Below are 18411 nucleotides of genomic sequence, written 5' to 3'. Positions count from 1 at the left end.
TTTCTTATAGATAGGGCGCCACCTCACTTAGGTATAAAAGCAGCGTCTGCATGAGAGCCATGCTTCTCATTAAGACCTGCCGAGTGGCAACCACCGTTTGACCCGATTCCATATCAGTAACTAAAGGTTGCAGCTCTGCCATTTGATTCTCAAGTTGTTTAAATTGTTCTTTGAGAAATCGGAAATCCAAACTAGGTGGTTGGCCAATAACTACTCTTGTTTGCAGGATACCTGACAAGTTACCTATTCTCTCTTTTATCTCATCCAAGGTTAAGCGCTGGTTTTTCATACTCCCAATGAGCTTTAACAGTAACAAAGAATCTTCAGTATAATAGCGGTAACCAGACTCTGATCTTTCAGGTTTTAAAAGTCCTAAGTTAGTATAATAATCAATGGTCCGCCGGCTAACACCTGCCAATTCAGCCAGTTCACCAATCTTAAACTTCTTCAACTCCCCAAGTTTATCACCTCACCATTATTATACAAGATTACCAACGAACTGTACAGTTATACGTTTTGGTCGTTCGAAATCATATCCTGTTGATTAAGGGCTGTCCCGAACCAATAAAGCAAAACAGCCTGTGAATAATAACTCACTGGCTGTTGTGTCTTAATAGTTTCAAAATAGCCCGGCCATTTAACGGTGCCAGACATAAAATCTATTTAAGTATTGAAATAATTACTCCTCAAGTATAATTCGATGTTCAACTAGAGCCATTTCTTTTATTCTAGCCTTTACAGTCTTTCTTTGACTAAATATATTTTCTAAAAACAAACCTTCGTCAGTTGGTACAATCTTATCTACCGATTCCAGCAATAGTATCTCACAGCCATCTTTATCTATCAAATAAACATTAGCTTCACACACAGCAATCACCTCTTTGAGCTTTTACGATCTCGATGGCGTCATCAATGTAATGGGGCAGTGGTTTGGTTTCAACCCCAGCCACTGTTAAATTACATCTGTTTAAGGGAATCAGCACCTTTTTCGCTGGACTCTCTGCTATTGCTTTGGCCATAAGGGGTGTCAGTTCTCCTAATAATGAATTTGCGCATACTATTGCAACTGGTCCCACAATAAAGTCGACCCTAGAAACGTTATAAACAATAGCATTCTCCCCTGTTGCTCCTTCATTGGCACCGGATTTTAGCATTAATGAAGTTGCCAAAGAGTTGGTTCCTAAGGCGACAATCTCAATGCTATCTTCAAAGGCTTGCCTCAATTTACTAACAACAGCTTTGCCGATTCCTCCACCCTGTCCATCTATTACTGCAATTCGCATGTGATTCCTCCAATCATTATACTTACAAAGTTATTATACTAAAAAAAGCTGTACTATGATTGGATTTACTTTCGGATTATTTTGCTGAACCACAAATGGGACAATTCTGAAGGGATAGGGGTTCTTCCAAACCACAACTGTCAAGTAACTGTGCATTGGCTAAAATTTCTTCTGTGGCTCCATCTGCGGCAATTTCGCCTTCCTTGACGACAATAATCCTATTACAGGTTTCCAATACCATGTCCAAATCGTGACTAGTGATGATCTTTGTATGTTCAAAGCCCTTTAATAATTCAATTAGTCTTCGCCTAGATTTAGGATCCAAAGCCGCCGTTGGCTCATCCATAATCAATACATCTGGCTGCATGGCTAAAACGGCAGCAATTGCCGCAGACCTCTTTTCACCTCCGGAGAGCTTCATTGGTGACCTATCTCTTAAATGGGGGATGCCCACCATTTCTAAGGCTTTATTTACCCTACTTTCAACTTCCCCTTCGGACAGTTTATAATTTCTTGGTCCAAAGGCCACATCATCATAAACTGTTGTCATAAACAATTGATCATCAGGATCTTGAAACACCAAACCTAATCTCTGACGAATCATCGGTAAAGTCCTTCTGGTGACTCGAACATCACCCACCAGAACCTCACCACCATTAGGAAAGAGGATACCCAGCAGCAAGTGGAGTAGAGTAGATTTCCCAGCTCCATTTGCACCAATTATCCCCACAGCTTCACCGTGGTGGATGGTAAAGGACATGCTCTTTATTGCTTCGTAGCCATCGGGATAGGAAAAATGCAAATCCCTAACCTCAAGTTTATGATGACTCATCTATTCATCACCCCGTCAATAGTGAACCTAACAGCATTGGAAGGTTATAAAATCTCGCGATAATAAAAAACAGACACCATACTAACAAATAGGCAAAATCACTTAACCCTACCTTTTCAATAGATCCTGTGTTATATTCACCGGTAAAGCCCCTCAAGCTCATGGCCTGATAGACCCTTTGTGCCCTCTCAAAGGTCCTAAGAATTAGTTGCCCCGCAAAGGAACCCCAAACACTTCGGCGAACTCCCTTTTGTCCCGGTGCCCTTAAGGAATAAGCCCTTTGCATCCTGGCAACCTCTTCTAACAGGACAGAGATATAGCGATAGGTTAGTAGTAACTGTAAAACAAAAATCTTAGGTATTTTGAGCTGTCGCAAGGCTGCAGCAAGCCGATCCATACCCGTGGTAGCAATCAGTAAAATGCTAACTACCACTGTTAACCCACTCTTTATGAAGATAGTTAAAAAGGTAACCCAACCCCTGGAAATATGAATACCACCAAGTGCTATTGTTTGATGATCAAACAAGGGATTTAAAATACCAATCCCCAGAATGAAAGGGGTAACAAGTAAGATCCTTTTCAGTATCGGAACAACTGGCAGTTCTGCCAGGGTAAAAATAAGCACAGGATAAAAAACAAAGGGTAACAAAGCGCTAATTTCATATCTGCCAAATGACACAACCACAGTCAAATAAACAACTGTGGTTAATAGTTTAATCAATGGATGAATCCTGTGGATAGGGGTTTCCTTCTGTGCCAGTTCATCCAGCAGCCTAAGATCATATAATGAATTGATTGTTTTCAACATAAAAATCAAATCCTATTTTAAAAAAATAAAGCTTTTAGGCAGTAATTTTTCTCTTTTTACTTTTAATCCTATTGATAACCAAACCTGTGAATCCTGCCAAGACAAGGGTCAGTATGCCACCTATTATACCAGAAACACTGGTTCCCGCATCAATGGCCGGCCATGCATTATTAGTTTGGCCAACTGATTCTTCTTTCGATACCTTAAAACTATACTCTGGCAAAAAAGCTGTTTTGCTTTGTAATTCTGATAACCTTTGATAAATTCCCCCGGTGGTCTCCAATTCCGTTGCACCTGCAGTTTTCTCTATGGACCACTCCAAGCCATCAGGATTTCCAGAGGCAAACCAGGAAAGTGCACCACCTACGACAACTACCGCTATTAAGAGGGTGGTAAGAACTTGTTTTATGGATATATTGCCAAGGGCTTCTCCAAGGGCAGCCTTTTCTAAGATCTCAGGTCTAGTCTGCCATATAAAGCTAATAACTGCTGCTGTTACCAGTCCCTCTACTACCCCTATGGCAAGGTGTATTGGCTGCATCAGTGTAAGGAATGTTCCAATAGGCAATTCAGTCTTACCTGATAAAAGAGTCTCCAGTACAACACTAAGGGCTCCCAATTGGAGACCAAGCACTGCAGAAATTATTGAGGCGGCAAAAATTTTCTTAGCTGTAACCTCCTTACGGGTAAACCATTGATACAAAGGGTATGCCATAAAGCAAGTATAAAAGCCAAGATTAAATACGTTACTGCCATAAGCAAGCAAACCACCATCGCCAAAGAAAAGCGCCTGAATCAACAGGATGGAAGCCATTGTCAAGAAGCCGGCATAAGGACCCAATAATATGGCAAGCAACAATCCTCCTCCAAGGTGGCCACTGGAACCAGTCCCAGGTATTGCAAAATTAATCATCTGTGCTGCAAAAACAAATGCTCCCATTACACCCATTAAGGGTATTTTCTTTTCATCCATGTCGTGCTGGATTTTCTTAATAGAGTAAGCTGCAACCCCACCAGAGGCAACCAGCATAGTACCACCTACAATAGGTGAAAGCAAGGCATCAGCCATGTGCATAATATCAACTCCTTGTAAAAAATAAAATGACCCATAAAGGGTAGTTTAAAACTTAGTCCCTTCATGGGTCTGATTGTCAATCAGATTCTAACACTGCTATAATTAAGTTTAAATTTTAAGTTAATAATAAACATTGCGAAACCTTCATGGTTTCAATATATAATTAACTATATCAAAGCCTGTTCGTTTTGTCAATCTTTAAAATTTAACACATTTCATTGAAGTTTGCAACTATTTGCCCTATGCACCTACTAATAGAGCTGTTGCTTTTAGCAAGGAACTTCTTTTTACTTAAAGATCCTTTCGCTCAAAATGGTAGATAGCAAAGCCCAAGCAGACCACTATATAGAAACAGGTATATACCAGCATGGCGTTGCTCGGTGGTACTGCTACACCGAAGGGACCCACAGAAAGGGAAGATAGTGGGTTCAGATCAGTACCAGTGACCACTGTTAACAGTTTACGGTAAAGGGCGTCACTGGGCATCACTAGACTGGTGGCAATGCCTAAATTGACTAAATCAGCTTTGTTAATAATACTGCCGATCTGTTCTAAAAAACCTCCCACCATACTCAGACCAAAAAGTACAATAGAGATAATACCAGCAGTCAGAGTTCTTAAAAGGGTGCTGAATAACAAGGCTATAACCAGCAATACCAAGGGCTGCAGGGAGAAGATTAGCCCTCCAAAGATGACCTTACCAAGAGTCAAAAAGCTCAAGGCACTGGGGTTATAGTATTGGTTTAGAGCCAGCAACCCCCCATATAGTACCAATGCATAGGCAGTTAGCATGGAACCATAACCCAAAAACTTGCCGAGGATAATCTCTTTTCGTTCAATGGGTTTGGAAACAATGGCATGCAACAGGCCGCTTTCGATCTCCGAAGAAACGGAGCCTACACTGGCCAATAGGGTTAACAAAGCCAGCAACAAGGAGCCAAAGTATAAACCTACCCCCAATAGTTGAAAACCAACCATCTGCTGCATTACTAATTGCGGACCCCGAACTGCATTTATGCGCTGCATTTCCTGGGCGGTGAAGTTAAGGGCCGTTCCATAAAGCAAAAAGAAGACCAACGAAAGCAAGATAGTTACCAAAAAGACTTTTTTTCGCGAACCTTCCCAAAAGGTTAAACGGGCGATGGTTAACACTTAGGTTACCTTCCTTCCTTAGGGTTCTGCTGTACTACTTCCAGAAAAAGTTTTTCCAAGGAATCTGTCATAGGCGTTACTTGATAAATAGCCACCCCGGTTTGTACCAAGCCATTTACTAGTTCTGGAATCTCCTGCTGAGACGTACCAGCAAAGACCAGTTCCTGACCACCTGCCACTGCTTGGCTTGATTGATGTGAAATCAGTTGCCAACCAGCACAGTAGGCAGCGTTTTTTTCCAGCCCAATTTCTCCCTTGGTAACTACCTTAACCCGGTAAGTGGCTGTGATCTCCCGCCAATCTCCTTGAAAAATCAGGTTACCCTCTTTAATAATGGCAATTTGATCGCACACTGTTTCCAATTCACTTAAGAGATGGCTGTTTAAAAAGATGGTTTTTCCCTGCTTCCTCAGGTTAACCAGCAAATCTCGAACGACTTTTCTACCAATGGGATCCAAGGCGGAGGTTGGCTCATCCAAAAAAAGCAACTCAGGATCTGGTAATAAGGCACAACCTAGGCCAATGCGTTGCTGCATACCCTTGCTATAACTGCCCACCCTTTTATGGGCATGCTGGGTCAACCCCACCATATCCAATACCACTGGAATGCGCTGGTCAGACTGGTGGGCATTCAGACCAAACAGTGAAGCGTGAAAGCGAAGTAAATCCCGACCGCTTAACCAATCATGATAACTAAAATTCTCCGGCAAAAAGCCTACATGCCGACGTACCGCTATTTCGGACAAAGGGCGTCCTAACAACTTAGCTTCGCCGGAGGTGGGCTTTAATAACCCTACTAACATTTTGACCAAGGTGCTTTTACCAGCACCATTTGGTCCCAATAAACCAAAAATAGACCCTTGGGGAACTGCCAGAGAGATATCTCGGCAGCCCCCTTGGCCCGAATAGGTCTTGGTTAATTGAAAGGTTTCTATGGCTAACAAAAGTGATCCCCCGTTCTAGCTTTACTTCATAGAACTGGCAATTTCAATGGCGGTATCCCGCTCCAGCATACCAGTTAACCCATAGATGACACCTTGATCCACCCAGATCAAGTGACTATAGCCGTGCTTAGTCTGGCTAAAAATAGCCTCTTTTCCAGCTATGCTTATTTTCTCAGCTCCCTCAGTTTCCGGCAGTACCAATGTATTTTGCCAATCTTCAATACTGGCCAGTTGGGTTCTCAGGTCCTCTGGCAAGATAGGTAAAGCCAACAGGGCCGACCTTAAATCATTGGCATCCACGCCAGCCGGAACTGTTATTTCTGGGGTATTAAACTGGGTAATAACAATACTACGCCCTTCATTCTGAGTGTATTTTAGTTGAACACCTGCCGGCATCTGTATCTTAAAGGCCTGTCCCTTCAAACCTTCCGGTAACAGGGTAGAAGAACCCAGGCCCTTTATAAGTGAATTGGTCTGTTCTACATCCAGCCTAAATTCTGCCAAACCTTCTTGCTGCACATCCACCTGTCCAGCTAGGGCATAGCCATCCGGCAAAAAAGAAGGTTGCTTTAAATTAAAAGGTACTTGTGCTTGGGCTTCAGCCATAGATACATTAGTTTGAACCGGCTGCTTGAGCACTTCTACTTTACCAAATTGCTGTAAATCCACTTCCCCCAGTTGAGTCTCAAGGGACTTTGCCATCTGTTCCAAATCACTTGGTGTTATTTTAACCGTTTCAATCTTTTGCACTCGGAATACCGAAAGAAAATCAGCCACAGCCTGTTTTACCGGTGTAAAGGTCAGTGCACCAGTTAAAATTAGAGCCGAGGCAGCAACTGCCGTCCATCTTTTCCATCCTTGGTTCATCCAAAAACCGCTCCTTACATTTTCATTTTGGTGTTTGTCAGCCCCAATATAACCTTTCATAATAACTGTGTCTGGAATACTCTGATTAGTCTTATCTTGATAGTTAGTTAGGCAAGCATCAGACCAATCAGCCAGTTGGTTTAATTCTACTACGGTCTTTGTACATTGGGAGCACTCGGTCAAATGCTTCTTTAATGAAGCTGATTCCTCAATTGAAAGCTCATCATCTAGGTAAGACTGCCAGGCTCCTTGATCAGGACATTTCACTCAGTAGTCACCCCCTAATTAGTTGAAGAAAGCCGCTGGTAGGTTTTTTTAAATCGTTCCCTGGCCCGAGACAATAGGGTACCCACTGAGCCCTTACTGACATCTACAGTGGAGGCAATTTCTTCATAGTTGTAACCAGAGAATTTCATCAGCAAAATCATGCGATCCCGGGGCTGTAACTGGGCTAATGCCTGGCGTACTAACTGAAGTTCTTCCTCATCTACCACCAACTGTTCTGCCGAGGGTGTTGTCATGGAAAAACTAGCATATGTCATTCCTTGACCAACATTTTCCTCCCGTCTTCGCCTATTACCCTCGCTTCTTAAGTGATTATAACAAAGGTTGTTGGTAACCTTTGCCAACCAACCAGGCGGATTTTCAATTTCCATAAGGTTTTGACGATGCAGCTTTAAAAAGGCCTCTTGGGCCACATCTTCGGCTGCCCCCATATCCCCCAGCAAAAAAGCTGCCTGACGGACTAATTTGGGGTACATATCCTCATATAGTTTTTGCAACAGTTTTTCCATCTGATCACCACAAATGGTTACAGCTCCCCAGTTAAGAGCCGGTGAATTAACACTGATAGTGCCACCCCCCTTATCCATTGCGCAACAGGTTTCCTCATTTATGGTTCCATACTATAGACACAATGGCAGGCTAAAAGCTGACACCCTTTTGCTAGGTTTCTCAAAATAAAATTTTTCATACTACCTCTTAGGAAGAAAAAGACAATTTTTTTAAGTATTCTAACTTTTTTAAGACAATTCCCAACTGTTCATGATATAGTTATTTCTAAATTATATCCTTTGTTACAAGGATTGTGATGATGATGAAACCTTTTTTTAAATGGTTTATATCCTTTAGTCCGCGAAAAAGGTTATTTCTCATTGTGTTGCTGGCCTTAATTCCCGTTTTAGCCATCTTTTTGATAGAGTTCAACGAGAACTATCAATTAGCCAATGACAAGGCCTATCAGGATGCTAGGTTGGTGGCAGATTCAATTGCTCAGGATCAAGAGAAATTGATTATAGAAAGCAGACAGTTTTTACAATTATTGGCCCGCTTTCCAGAAGTTAGGGAACAAGACATTACTGCCTGCAATGAGCTATTTAGCCAATTATTAAAGGATTATCCCTTTTACGAGAATATCGCCCTAGCCAACTCCAAGGGTGACATCATTGCCAGTGCTGTGCACGATAACAATACCAATGTGTCCCGAAAAACTTTTTATGAGTTTATTTTAAAAACAAGGGACTTTTCCATCGGAGATTATCTGTTTGGCTATATTACAAAAATAGGAACTATTCATTTTCTTTACCCAGTCTTTGATAGGAACGGTCAAATTAAATCTATCTTGATGCTTCCGTTGGATTTACGATGGCTTGGCGATCATTTAGGAAGAAGCCGCTTACCCACTGGTTCAATTATAATGCTCCTGGACCGTAACGGAACTATCCTTGCACGCTATCCTGATGGTCAAAGTTGGTTGGGGAAAAAATTACCAGCCCACGCAACTTTGTGGGTAATTTTGAATAAACAGGCAAGTGGTACTATCAGTGGTACTGGCATTGACGGTATCAAAAAGCTCTATGCCTTACAACCCTTAAAGAACCTAGCCGGTGGCAAGGTGTATGTCGCTGTGGGCATTCCCGAACAGGTAGCCTTTGCTGAATTAAAAAAGGCAACTGCCTTTAATATGTTTAAATTATCTATGATAGTCCTATTCTTCTTTTTAATTTTGAAAGGAAGCAACTATTTTATCTTCAATCAATTAAATCCAATCATTTCAGCTGCTACTCAGCTTTCTCAAGGCAATCTGTCCGCCAGAACTGGATTAAGCTATGCAGGGGAGATAGGTCACCTAGCCCATGTCTTTGATGATATGGCTGCTGCCGTAGAAACGGAAAGAAAGAGACTTTATGCATTCTTTGACGAATTGCCCGGTACTGTATGGGTACAGTCTCCTGATTGTAAGATAACCTATGCTAATAAAATATTTCTACAAAATTTTAATGACCCTATAAATAAACCCTGCTATGAAATTTTTTATGGTAACAATGAACCCTGCCAATGGTGCCCCACGGTCAATGTTTTTAGCACCGCAAAACCCTATCATTGGGAACAAACTATTTATGACCAAACTATGGATATATATGAAAGACTCTTGATCGATACAGATGGTTCCCCTCTAGTTATAAAAATTGCTTTGGATATTACTGAGAAAAAGAAAATGGAGCAAGAAATGGCCCGGTTGGATCGGTTAAACCTAGTAGGGGAAATGGCGGGCAGTATTGCCCACGAAATTAGAAACCCATTGACTACCGTTCGGGGTTTTTTACAGATGCTCGGAAGAAAAGAAGAATGCCTCCGGCTGCATGACTACTTTAATATAATGATCAACGAATTGGACAGGGCCAATTCCATCATTACAGAATATCTTTCCTTGTCTAGAAAAACAGGTACAGATAGACAAACTTCAAATTTAGATAACATAATCAAAGACTTGCAGCCGTTAATCATGGCGGATGCCCATGAGCTGGGTATGCATGTAACTGTACAGTTGGGAGATACTCCAGATGTATTGGTAAATAAGAAGGAGATGAATCAACTGCTGCTAAATCTGGTCCGTAATGGCCTGGAAACTATGGAAGTTGGTAAAACTCTTAAAATTCGAACCTTTACGGAGGATCAACAGGTAGTATTGGAGGTACAAGACCAAGGAAAGGGGATAGATCCTGCTGTCCTTGATAAGTTAGGAACACCCTTTCTAACCACCAAAGAACATGGGACAGGCTTAGGTTTGGCTGTTTGTTACGGTATTGCCAATCGGAATGAAGCAAAAATTAGCGTGAGTACTAGTCCTACTGGTACTACCTTCTATGTAATATTTTCTACCCTTAGCAAAGGGGTATCACATTCATAGAAGAAGCAAGGGATTCCCCTTGCTTCTTTATTTCTTGTTTATTTCTTCCATTGCCACCGAAAGCATCAGTTTGATTCGGTTTAGTTGATTCACTTCACTGGCGCCCGGGTCAAAGTCGATGGGAGCAATATTGGCAGCAGGATAAGCCCTGCGCAGTTCCTTGATCATGCCTTTACCTGTGATATGGTTGGGTAGGCAGGCGAAGGGCTGTAGGCAAACTACGTTATATACGCCACTTTTGATCAATTCCACCATCTCGCCGGTTAAAAACCAGCCTTCGCCAGTTTGATTGCATAATGACAAGTGTTTGGCTGCATATCGGGCAATTTCTTGAATTGATTTAGGTGCTTCAAATCTTTTGCTAGTCTGTAGAGCCTTTTTCATATCAGTTCGATAGGATTCTATAACTTTTATCGAAAACATGCCCGAAAGCATTTTTCTTAGCGTACCGGACATCAGCTGATATTTGATTTTATTGTCGAAGGAACAGTATAAGAAGAAATCAATTAGGTCCGGTACCACTGCCTCGGCACCCTCTGCCTCTAACAATTCCACAATATTGTTGTTGGCAGTGGGGTGGAATTTAACTAATATTTCTCCTACTACACCAACTCTGGGCTTCACCCAATCCTCATGGATTGGTAGGTTATCAAAATCCTTTACAATCTGGTAAATATTTTTCTTAAATTCTTTTCTTCCTCCATCCTTGAGGGCTTGTTGACACTTAGCTACCCATTGCAGATATAGTCTATTAGCAGAACCAGGTACCTTTTCATAGGGACGCACCCGGTAGAGCACCCTCATCAAAAGATCACCATAAACCAACCCCATCATCAAATTATTAAAGATCGGTAAGGTAACTTTAAAGCCGGGGTTTTTCTCCAAACCTGAAGAAAGGGAAATAACCGGCACCTGTGCCATGCCTGCATCCCTTAATGCCTTGCGAATAATGGCAATATAGTTTGTGGCCCGGCAACCGCCGCCAGTTTGAGACATAATGACCGAGGTATGATTTAAGTCGTACTTACCAGATCTTAATGCCTTCATTAACTGACCAACCACAATAATAGTGGGATAACAGGCATCGTTATGTACATAACGTAAGCCTTCATCAATGGCTGACTTATCCACGGAGGGAAGAATTTCGATCTGATATCCTTCTTTTTCAAAGCCAACTTTTAAAAATTGGAAATGAATGGGCGACATCTGAGGTGCTAAAATGGTATGGGTTTGCTTCATTTCCTCGGTAAAGATCGCCCTACTGGGGTATGTAAATAACCTTTTCGGTGTAAAATTTCTTTTATCCCTTTCTTTGATGGCTGCAATTAGGGATCGTACACGGATTCTAGCAGCTCCTAGGTTGTTTATTTCATCAATCTTGAGCACAGTATAAATCTTACCGTAGGCGGCTAAAATTTCTTGTACCTGATCGGTGGTTACAGCATCTAAGCCACAGCCAAAGGAATTTAGTTGAATTAATTCTAAGTTTTTCTGTCTGGCTACATAGGTGGCAGCGGCATACATCCTGGAATGATAGACCCATTGATCCACTACCCGTAAAGGTCTTTCAATCTTTGCCAAATGCCGAATGGCATCTTCAGTTATCACAGCAAAACCATAGGACTTTAACATTTCTGGTATACCATGATTAATTTCCGGGTCAATATGGTAGGGTCTGCCCGCTAGGACAATGCCCTTAATGCCATGTTCTTCAATATATACAAGGGTTTCTTCACCTTTTTTTCTTATCTCTTCTTTATAGTTAGCCAATTCTGCATAGGCAATTTTGACAGCTCTGGTTATTTCATGCTTACTAATACCCTCCTGTGCCAATTCTTCCACTAATCTTTTAACCATTCTATTAGGCATATCAATAGGCAAAAAAGGATGGTAAAAAATAATATCGTTATTTTTTAGAATGCCCATATTGGCATTAATGGTTTCCGGGTAAGAGGTAACAATGGGACAATTATATTTATTATCAGCCCCTTGATCCTCTGGAATGTTATAAGGTATGCAGGGATAAAAAATTTTTTTAACCCCTTTGTTAACCAAATCTACAATATGTCCATGCACCAGTTTAGCTGGGTAACAGACTGATTCTGAGGGTATGGTTTCCATGCCTAATTCATATATTCTTTTGTTGGAGCGTCCAGAAATAACCACTCGATAACCCAGTTGACTAAAAAAGGTAAACCAGAAGGGATAGTCTTCGTACATATTTAGTACCCTAGGCAGTCCAATGGTCCCTCTGGTGGCTTCCTGTTCAGATAAGGGTTTGAAATGGAATACCCGTTTATATTTATAATCATAGAGGTTGGGGATGTCATTATTGCTTTTTTCTTTCCCAGCACCCTTCTCACAACGGTTGCCAGAATAAAACTCCTGACCATTGGAAAAATGTTTAATTGTTATCAAGCAATGGTTACCGCATAGAGAACAACGCCTCAGAGAAGTTTCTGTTGTAAAGTCATGCAGGGCTTCGCCCTGGAGCAAGCAGGTTTGATAGCCAGTTTCATAGCGTTCTCTGGCAATTAAGGCCGCACCAAAGGCCCCCATGATGCCGGCAATATCTGGACGCACTACCTCTCGATTTGTAATTTTCTCTAGGGCACGTAGAACTGTATCGTTGTAGAAGGTTCCTCCCTGTACAACAATTTTATCTCCCAGATCCTCGGCACTTCTTAATCTGATCACCTTAAATAAGGCATTCTTAATTACTGAAAGGGAAATTCCCGCTGAGATATCGCTTATCTCTGCCCCTTCCTTTTGGGCTTGTTTAACTTTAGAGTTCATAAATACTGTACAGCGGGTCCCCAAATCCACTGGGTTGGTGGACTTAATGCCCAGTTTGGCAAACTCTTTCACATCCATATTTAGTGAGTTTGCAAAGGTTTCAATAAAGGATCCACATCCCGAAGAACAGGCTTCATTTAACATAATGGAGTCAATGGCACCATCATGGATGACTAAACTTTTCATATCCTGTCCGCCAATGTCCAGCACGAAATTGACCCCAGGTAAGAAAAAATCAGCTGCCTTATAGTGGGCTACGGTCTCAATTTCCCCAATATCTACTTTTAGCGCTGCTTTGATTAAATGCTCGCCATAGCCAGTAACTGCAGAATTTATAATGATCGTATTTTCATTAAGCTTACTATATAAATGTTTTAAGGCTTCAATAGTTGATTCTAAGGGGTTGCCATTATTACTACCGTAGTGAGAGTAGAGCAGACTTCCATCTTCACTAATCAATGCTACCTTTGTAGTGGTGGACCCAGCATCAATGCCTAGATAGGCATTTCCTTGATAGCACTCTAAGTCTACTCTTTTGACCCGGTGTTGGGCATGTCTTTCCGTAAATTCTTGATACTCTTGCTTATTGGCAAATAATGGTTCTAGCTTTTCACTGTCTTCCGGGTTCATCTTCCAAATGATGGGGGCCTTCTCTTGTATACATTCGAAGGGTAGTGGTTCTACTTCTCTGGAGGATAATGCTGCCCCCAGTGCCACAAAAAAGTGTGAGTTATTGGGGAATATAATATTGTTTTTTTCTAATTTTAGAGTTTCAACAAATCTTTTTCTTAACTCTGACATAAAATGCAATGGACCACCCAAAAAGGCAACATTACCACGAATGGGCCTACCCTGGGCCAAACCACCAATGGTTTGATTGACAACTGCCTGTAGGATAGATGCTGCAATGTCTTCCTTGGCTGCCCCTTCATTTAATAGAGGTTGTATATCTGTTTTGGCGAATACACCGCATCTTGAAGCAATGGGATAAATACTTTTATGTTTTTTTGCCAGTTCATTTAATCCTGAAGCATCTGTCTGCAGTAAAGCTGCCATTTGATCAATAAACGCCCCGGTACCACCGGCACAGGTTCCATTCATTCTTTGCTCGATGGATTCGCCAAAATAGGTAACTTTAGCGTCCTCACCACCCAGTTCGATGGCTGAATCAGTATTGGGTATGACATTTTTTATGGCATGGGCACAGGCAATGACCTCTTGAATAAAGGGTACTTCTAACTTTTTAGAAAAGTTAAAACCACCGGAACCTGTAATCATAACGGTTAATAAGTTTCTTTGCAAGATGGACCTGGCATCTTCAAACAAAGAAGCAACGGTATTTTTTATATCAGAAAAATGCCGTAAATATTTTTTATAGACAATATTATTGTTCTTGTCCAAAATAACCATCTTTACGGTAGTAGAGCCAATATCGAGGCCAACATTTAAAACTCTACTCATTTTCTATTCCTCCAAAGCTCATCATATTGTAAGCAATATAAAATGGTTATTACCCTTCTATTAGAACATATTAGGTGCCTTTGTACTTTAGCCCACTCTACTATGATCCTATCAAAAAAAACTTAAATATTCTAGTTTTTGTACCTTTTTTTGTAATTAAAAGCTTAATTATAAATCCAAAATGAAAGAATGTCTTCTTAAATTAATAGCAACTTCGTAAAATCTGCCCTATTTAAGAAGGATCATAATTTTATCAGTCTTGATTTTTTGATATACTTTGTAATAATTATATTCACTGGAACTATCTAGGAGGTAATGAATTTTTGCTAATGATATCTATTTCAAAGGAATTAAAGGATGTATGTCCGAATTTGACTCTTGGATGTATACAAGCAACTGTAAAATTAAAAGAAAATGACCAAGCGTTGTCTGCCGAAATTGATAAACTATGTAACCAAATTAATCAAAACACCGCATTAGAACAAGTAGCTCAGATGCCAAATATTATTGATGCAAGAGAAACCTATAAGAAATTGGGTAAAAGCCCCAGTCGCTATAGAGTTTCTTCTGAAGCTTTAATGCGTCGTGTATTGCAGGGAAAAGGCCTTTATCAAATCAATAACATTGTAGATATTAATAATTTTGTTTCTTTAAAATCCCATTATTCCGTAGGCACCTATGATCTAGACCAGGTACAATCCCCTATTGTTTTCACCATAGGAAAAGAGGGACAGACATACAAAGGCATTGGCAAGGAATTTATCAATATCGCAAACCTGCCAATTTTCGCTGATTCCAAGGGTCCCTTCGGTAGCCCTACCAGTGATTCGGAACGAGCTATGATCACAATGGATACCGCAAAAATCCTCATGAATATTATTTCCTTTAGTGGAACAAACAAACTCCCGGAATACCTGGCTTTAGCCAAAGAACTATTGCAAACCTACGCAGATGGAACTGAAATAGATATTAAGATTGTTCAATAATAAATTGCCTCGGCAGAGGTATTTATAGCCATAGCAGCCTCTTCTTTCCCTTTACAAACACGTTGCAAATTGATGATAAAATGATGATATAGGATAAAAAATATAAAGCGTATAAGGAAACATATCATGCTAGAAAAGATTTTATTAACGAGGGATGCCTTTGAAAGACTGATCCATGACATTGTGTATATTGAAGAGGAAAAAACCAGCCTTCTGGAGTATTTTCCGACAGCATCTCCGGAGAGGGAAAATTATTACTCCTTTATAGAAAACTATATTATACAAGTGGATGCACTAATTAGGCGGGTTCAGGTGTCAAGCAGCTCTGACAACCTCCTACCTATTGTTATTGTAAATAGTAAAGTACACCTTTGTTGTTTTGACGATAATTCTTCAAAGATAGTCCGGCTTGTGCTACCCCAGTATAATACAGAGGAACATGATATTTCTTTCCTTTCACCCTTTGGCATGGCTTTAGTATTAAAAGAGGTAGGTAGCGAAATAACCTATCCTACAACACAGGGTCTCCTTCGCTACCGCATTGACTCCATTATTCTATAGTTCAAAATTACCAGCGGCCTCCGGTTGATAAAGGATCTCTTTTACTCTTAGACGCACAATACCATCCGGAACCGGCCAGTCAAGTATATCACCTACTTGGTAACCAAGAATTGCTGTCCCTACCGGTGCTAACACAGATATTTTATCTTCCAGTACATCAGCTTCCTCGGGATATACCAATGTATAGGTCATCTCTTCGCCGGTACTTAAATCCTCTAATAGTACCTTTGAGTTCATGGTAATGACACTCGGAGGAACTTCCTGGGAAGATACTAAGAGGGCACGTTCCAATTCCCGCTCTAGACCACTTAGATATTCCTTACCCATGTTCCAACGTACTTCTTTTTCCTTAGCTATGAGTTTTTGTAATCTTTCCTTGTCTACATTGGTCATATAAATTTTCCTCACGCTTTCCATAGTCGTTCCCTCCCATAAATAAATTATTAGAAAAATTTGGCTAACGATGGCGCAGGCCTTGGTTTCGCTTTTGCAGATTGGAAAGTTATAAATTTTCCGATATGCAAATAAAATATACGGCGACTTTCTCCGAGGAGATAGCCGCCTTATCTTGTACATTATGGAATAGTTACCTATATTATACATGTTATAAATAAATAATTAAAGAGGTTAGCCAGATAAACTATTAAACTTGTCCCTTATAAAATAGGCGAAAGCAATCTACTCAGTGACTCCACAAATTTCGAAGTGACGGGACGACACCTATATGTTGCTATGGTCATTTCACTGCACTTTTCGATGTCCTCTAAAAAAACATTCTGTAGTTTCATGGCCGTTACTGTATCAAAAATAAAAGCATTAACCTCAAAATTCAGCTTGAAACTTCGGATATCGGTATTAGCCGAACCCACCGAAGCGATCTTTCCATCTACCACAATGGTTTTAGCATGAAGAAAACCATCCCCATAAATATAACACTTAACCCCACTCTCTAACAAATCGCCAATATAAGAGCGACTTGCCCAATAGGGTAAGAGGTGGTCTGGTCTTCCGGGAATCATGATTCGTACATCAATGCCAGATAAGGCAGCCATTCGTAATGCAGTTAACATACTATCATCTGGCACAAAATAGGGAGTTTGCAAGTAGATAAATTCATTGGCCTCATAAATCATTTTCAAATAACCATTTCTTATGGGTTCCAGGTTGTTAACAGGACCGCTGGAAACAATCTGCATTCCCACATTTCCCTGGCCATCTACCGTAGGAAAATACCGTCTTTCATAGTTTATGGGACACTTTGCAGACAAGTTCCAATCTAAAAAAAAGTTGGCTTGCATAATTTGCACTGCACTGCCACTCACCTTTAGGTGGGTATCTCGCCAAAAACCAAGTTGGGGGTCCAAGCCCAAATATTCATTACCAATATTAAAGCCGCCAATATAACCAGTATGGCCGTCAATCACAACCAGTTTTCGGTGATTTCGGTAATTCAACCTGATATTAACATAGGGAATGAAAGAGGGGAAAAAGGAGGCCACCTCTCCGCCGGCCTCTAATAAAGGGCGCCAGATTTTTTTGGACATACCAACAAAACCAATGGCATCGTACAGAAAACGCACCTGCACCCCTTCCCGGGCTCTTTGGGCCAAAACCTGTACCAGGTGTTGACTTAATTCGTCATTTCTCACAATATAATACAACAAGTGAATATGATCCTTAGCCTCTTTGATAGACTTAATCAGTGAAGTGAACTTGCTCTTGCCGTCGGTAAAGATTTCCACTTCATTATCCTGGGTAAAGGGAGAGTTATTGCTGGTCAGATTCATATAGATCATATCCTGATAGTCCACCATTGCGGGATCGTGATACCGCACCGCCCCCCCCTTTAGGAGATGTTTTTGGTGATTGACCATCTGCTCGACCATTGTTTTCTCTTCTTTTCTAAATCTGTAGATTTTCCTCTTACTTAAGTTTTGCCCTAACATAATATACAGGACAAAGCCCAAGATCGGTAAAAAAAGCAAGACAATTAGCCATGCCCAGGTAGCTGTAACATTTCTTCTTTCCAAGAAGATAATAGTGCCAGCCAAAAAAATATTAATAATGGACAACATGGTATAGAAATGCTCGAAAATCTCCATTTGTGCCCCCAGCATACCTTGATAATCTTTAGAATCTATTCTACCCAATGGTTCAATGCAGAGCAAATGAAATATCATTATAGTTTGACAAAAAAGGCAAAAAAAATTGGAGTGCGATAAGCAGGCGCGACTCCCACAAAACTATATATAAAAAATGAAACACTTTGTATCAAAATAGAACGGTTTATTTCGACTTCGCAACAATTATACTTGGAAAACTAGTCTTTCAGTATTATGCCTTTATATTAAGCAATTAATATGCCAATTCATTTGGAACCTAAAAAACCTCAGCTAAGAGGAGGGTTTTTTAGGAGTAATGTGACGCACTCATCACCTATAATATACCCCCCTTCC

Annotated in this window: 16 protein-coding genes; 3 read left to right on the top strand and 13 right to left on the bottom strand. The window is 40.7% G+C overall.

The genetic code is table 11. From position 1 onward, the window contains the following. Positions 1 to 4: 4 nt before the first annotated feature. The 10 genes from ACYQ03_RS06315 to ACYQ03_RS06270 form a co-directional block, all read right to left on the bottom strand. Positions 5 to 451 carry a MerR family transcriptional regulator gene (locus ACYQ03_RS06315; RefSeq protein ID WP_459908486.1) on the bottom strand — a complete coding sequence of 149 codons (447 nt, stop codon included), beginning with the start codon at positions 449 to 451 and terminating at the stop codon, positions 5 to 7. A gap of 228 nt (positions 452 to 679) precedes the next feature. Further along, entirely contained in the window at positions 680 to 868 is a 189-nt protein-coding gene (locus ACYQ03_RS06310) for a CooT family nickel-binding protein (protein WP_459908485.1), read from the bottom strand. Next, positions 861 to 1283, bottom strand: coding sequence for a DUF3842 family protein (locus tag ACYQ03_RS06305; RefSeq protein ID WP_459908483.1), 423 nt, complete (start codon positions 1281 to 1283; stop codon positions 861 to 863). The genes ACYQ03_RS06310 and ACYQ03_RS06305 overlap by 8 nt, the downstream gene beginning before the upstream one ends. 76 nt (positions 1284 to 1359) lie before the next feature. After that, positions 1360 to 2115, bottom strand: coding sequence for an energy-coupling factor ABC transporter ATP-binding protein (locus ACYQ03_RS06300; protein WP_459908481.1), 756 nt, complete (start codon positions 2113 to 2115; stop codon positions 1360 to 1362). Between the two features lie 7 nt (positions 2116 to 2122). After that, a complete protein-coding gene (cbiQ, locus tag ACYQ03_RS06295) occupies positions 2123 to 2923 on the bottom strand; it encodes a cobalt ECF transporter T component CbiQ (protein ID WP_459908479.1) in 801 nt (266 codons plus the stop codon). Between the two features lie 34 nt (positions 2924 to 2957). Further along, complete coding sequence (locus ACYQ03_RS06290; RefSeq protein WP_459908478.1) at positions 2958 to 3998, bottom strand: energy-coupling factor ABC transporter permease; 1041 nt, start codon at positions 3996 to 3998, stop codon at positions 2958 to 2960. 291 nt (positions 3999 to 4289) lie between these two features. After that, complete coding sequence (locus tag ACYQ03_RS06285) at positions 4290 to 5150, bottom strand: ABC transporter permease (protein WP_459908477.1); 861 nt, start codon at positions 5148 to 5150, stop codon at positions 4290 to 4292. 5 nt (positions 5151 to 5155) lie between these two features. Next, positions 5156 to 6094 (bottom strand): ABC transporter ATP-binding protein, encoded by a 939-nt coding sequence (locus ACYQ03_RS06280; RefSeq protein WP_459908475.1) that lies wholly within the window; start codon positions 6092 to 6094, stop codon positions 5156 to 5158. A gap of 21 nt (positions 6095 to 6115) precedes the next feature. After that, positions 6116 to 7228 carry a DUF4367 domain-containing protein gene (locus tag ACYQ03_RS06275; protein ID WP_459908473.1) on the bottom strand — a complete coding sequence of 371 codons (1113 nt, stop codon included), beginning with the start codon at positions 7226 to 7228 and terminating at the stop codon, positions 6116 to 6118. A 14-nt stretch (positions 7229 to 7242) separates the two neighbouring features. Continuing rightward, the gene (locus ACYQ03_RS06270) at positions 7243 to 7833 is read right to left on the bottom strand and encodes an RNA polymerase sigma factor SigX (protein WP_459908472.1); all 591 of its coding nucleotides are present in this window, start codon (positions 7831 to 7833) and stop codon (positions 7243 to 7245) included. A gap of 221 nt (positions 7834 to 8054) precedes the next feature. Between ACYQ03_RS06270 and ACYQ03_RS06265 the strand changes: the two genes are divergently transcribed. Then, on the top strand, positions 8055 to 10151 hold the full coding sequence (locus tag ACYQ03_RS06265; protein WP_459908470.1) for an ATP-binding protein: 2097 nt from the start codon (positions 8055 to 8057) through the stop codon (positions 10149 to 10151). 27 nt (positions 10152 to 10178) lie between these two features. On the opposite strand, the gene ACYQ03_RS06260 is transcribed toward ACYQ03_RS06265, so the two are convergent. Next, entirely contained in the window at positions 10179 to 14408 is a 4230-nt protein-coding gene (locus ACYQ03_RS06260; protein ID WP_459908468.1) for an acyl-CoA dehydratase activase-related protein, read from the bottom strand. A gap of 329 nt (positions 14409 to 14737) precedes the next feature. On the opposite strand from ACYQ03_RS06260, the gene ACYQ03_RS06255 reads away from it, so the two are divergent. Together ACYQ03_RS06255 and ACYQ03_RS06250 are read left to right on the top strand one after the other, a co-directional pair. Then, positions 14738 to 15394: a B3/B4 domain-containing protein gene (locus ACYQ03_RS06255; RefSeq protein ID WP_459908770.1), complete on the top strand. Its 657-nt coding sequence runs from the start codon at positions 14738 to 14740 to the stop codon at positions 15392 to 15394. Positions 15395 to 15520: 126 nt separating this feature from the next. Next, a complete protein-coding gene (locus ACYQ03_RS06250; RefSeq protein WP_459908466.1) occupies positions 15521 to 15955 on the top strand; it encodes a GreA/GreB family elongation factor in 435 nt (144 codons plus the stop codon). Here ACYQ03_RS06250 and rnk read toward each other — a convergent pair. Further along, entirely contained in the window at positions 15950 to 16372 is a 423-nt protein-coding gene (gene rnk, locus ACYQ03_RS06245; protein ID WP_459908464.1) for a nucleoside diphosphate kinase regulator, read from the bottom strand. The genes ACYQ03_RS06250 and rnk overlap by 6 nt on opposite strands. A 239-nt stretch (positions 16373 to 16611) precedes the next feature. Then, entirely contained in the window at positions 16612 to 18057 is a 1446-nt protein-coding gene (gene cls / locus ACYQ03_RS06240) for a cardiolipin synthase (protein ID WP_459908462.1), read from the bottom strand. Between the last annotated feature and the right edge of the window lie 354 nt (positions 18058 to 18411).

Source organism: Desulfotomaculum defluvii, assembly GCF_054657375.1.
The sequence above is the reverse complement of the archived record's forward strand: the minus strand, read 5'-3'. Positions and strand labels throughout refer to the sequence as shown.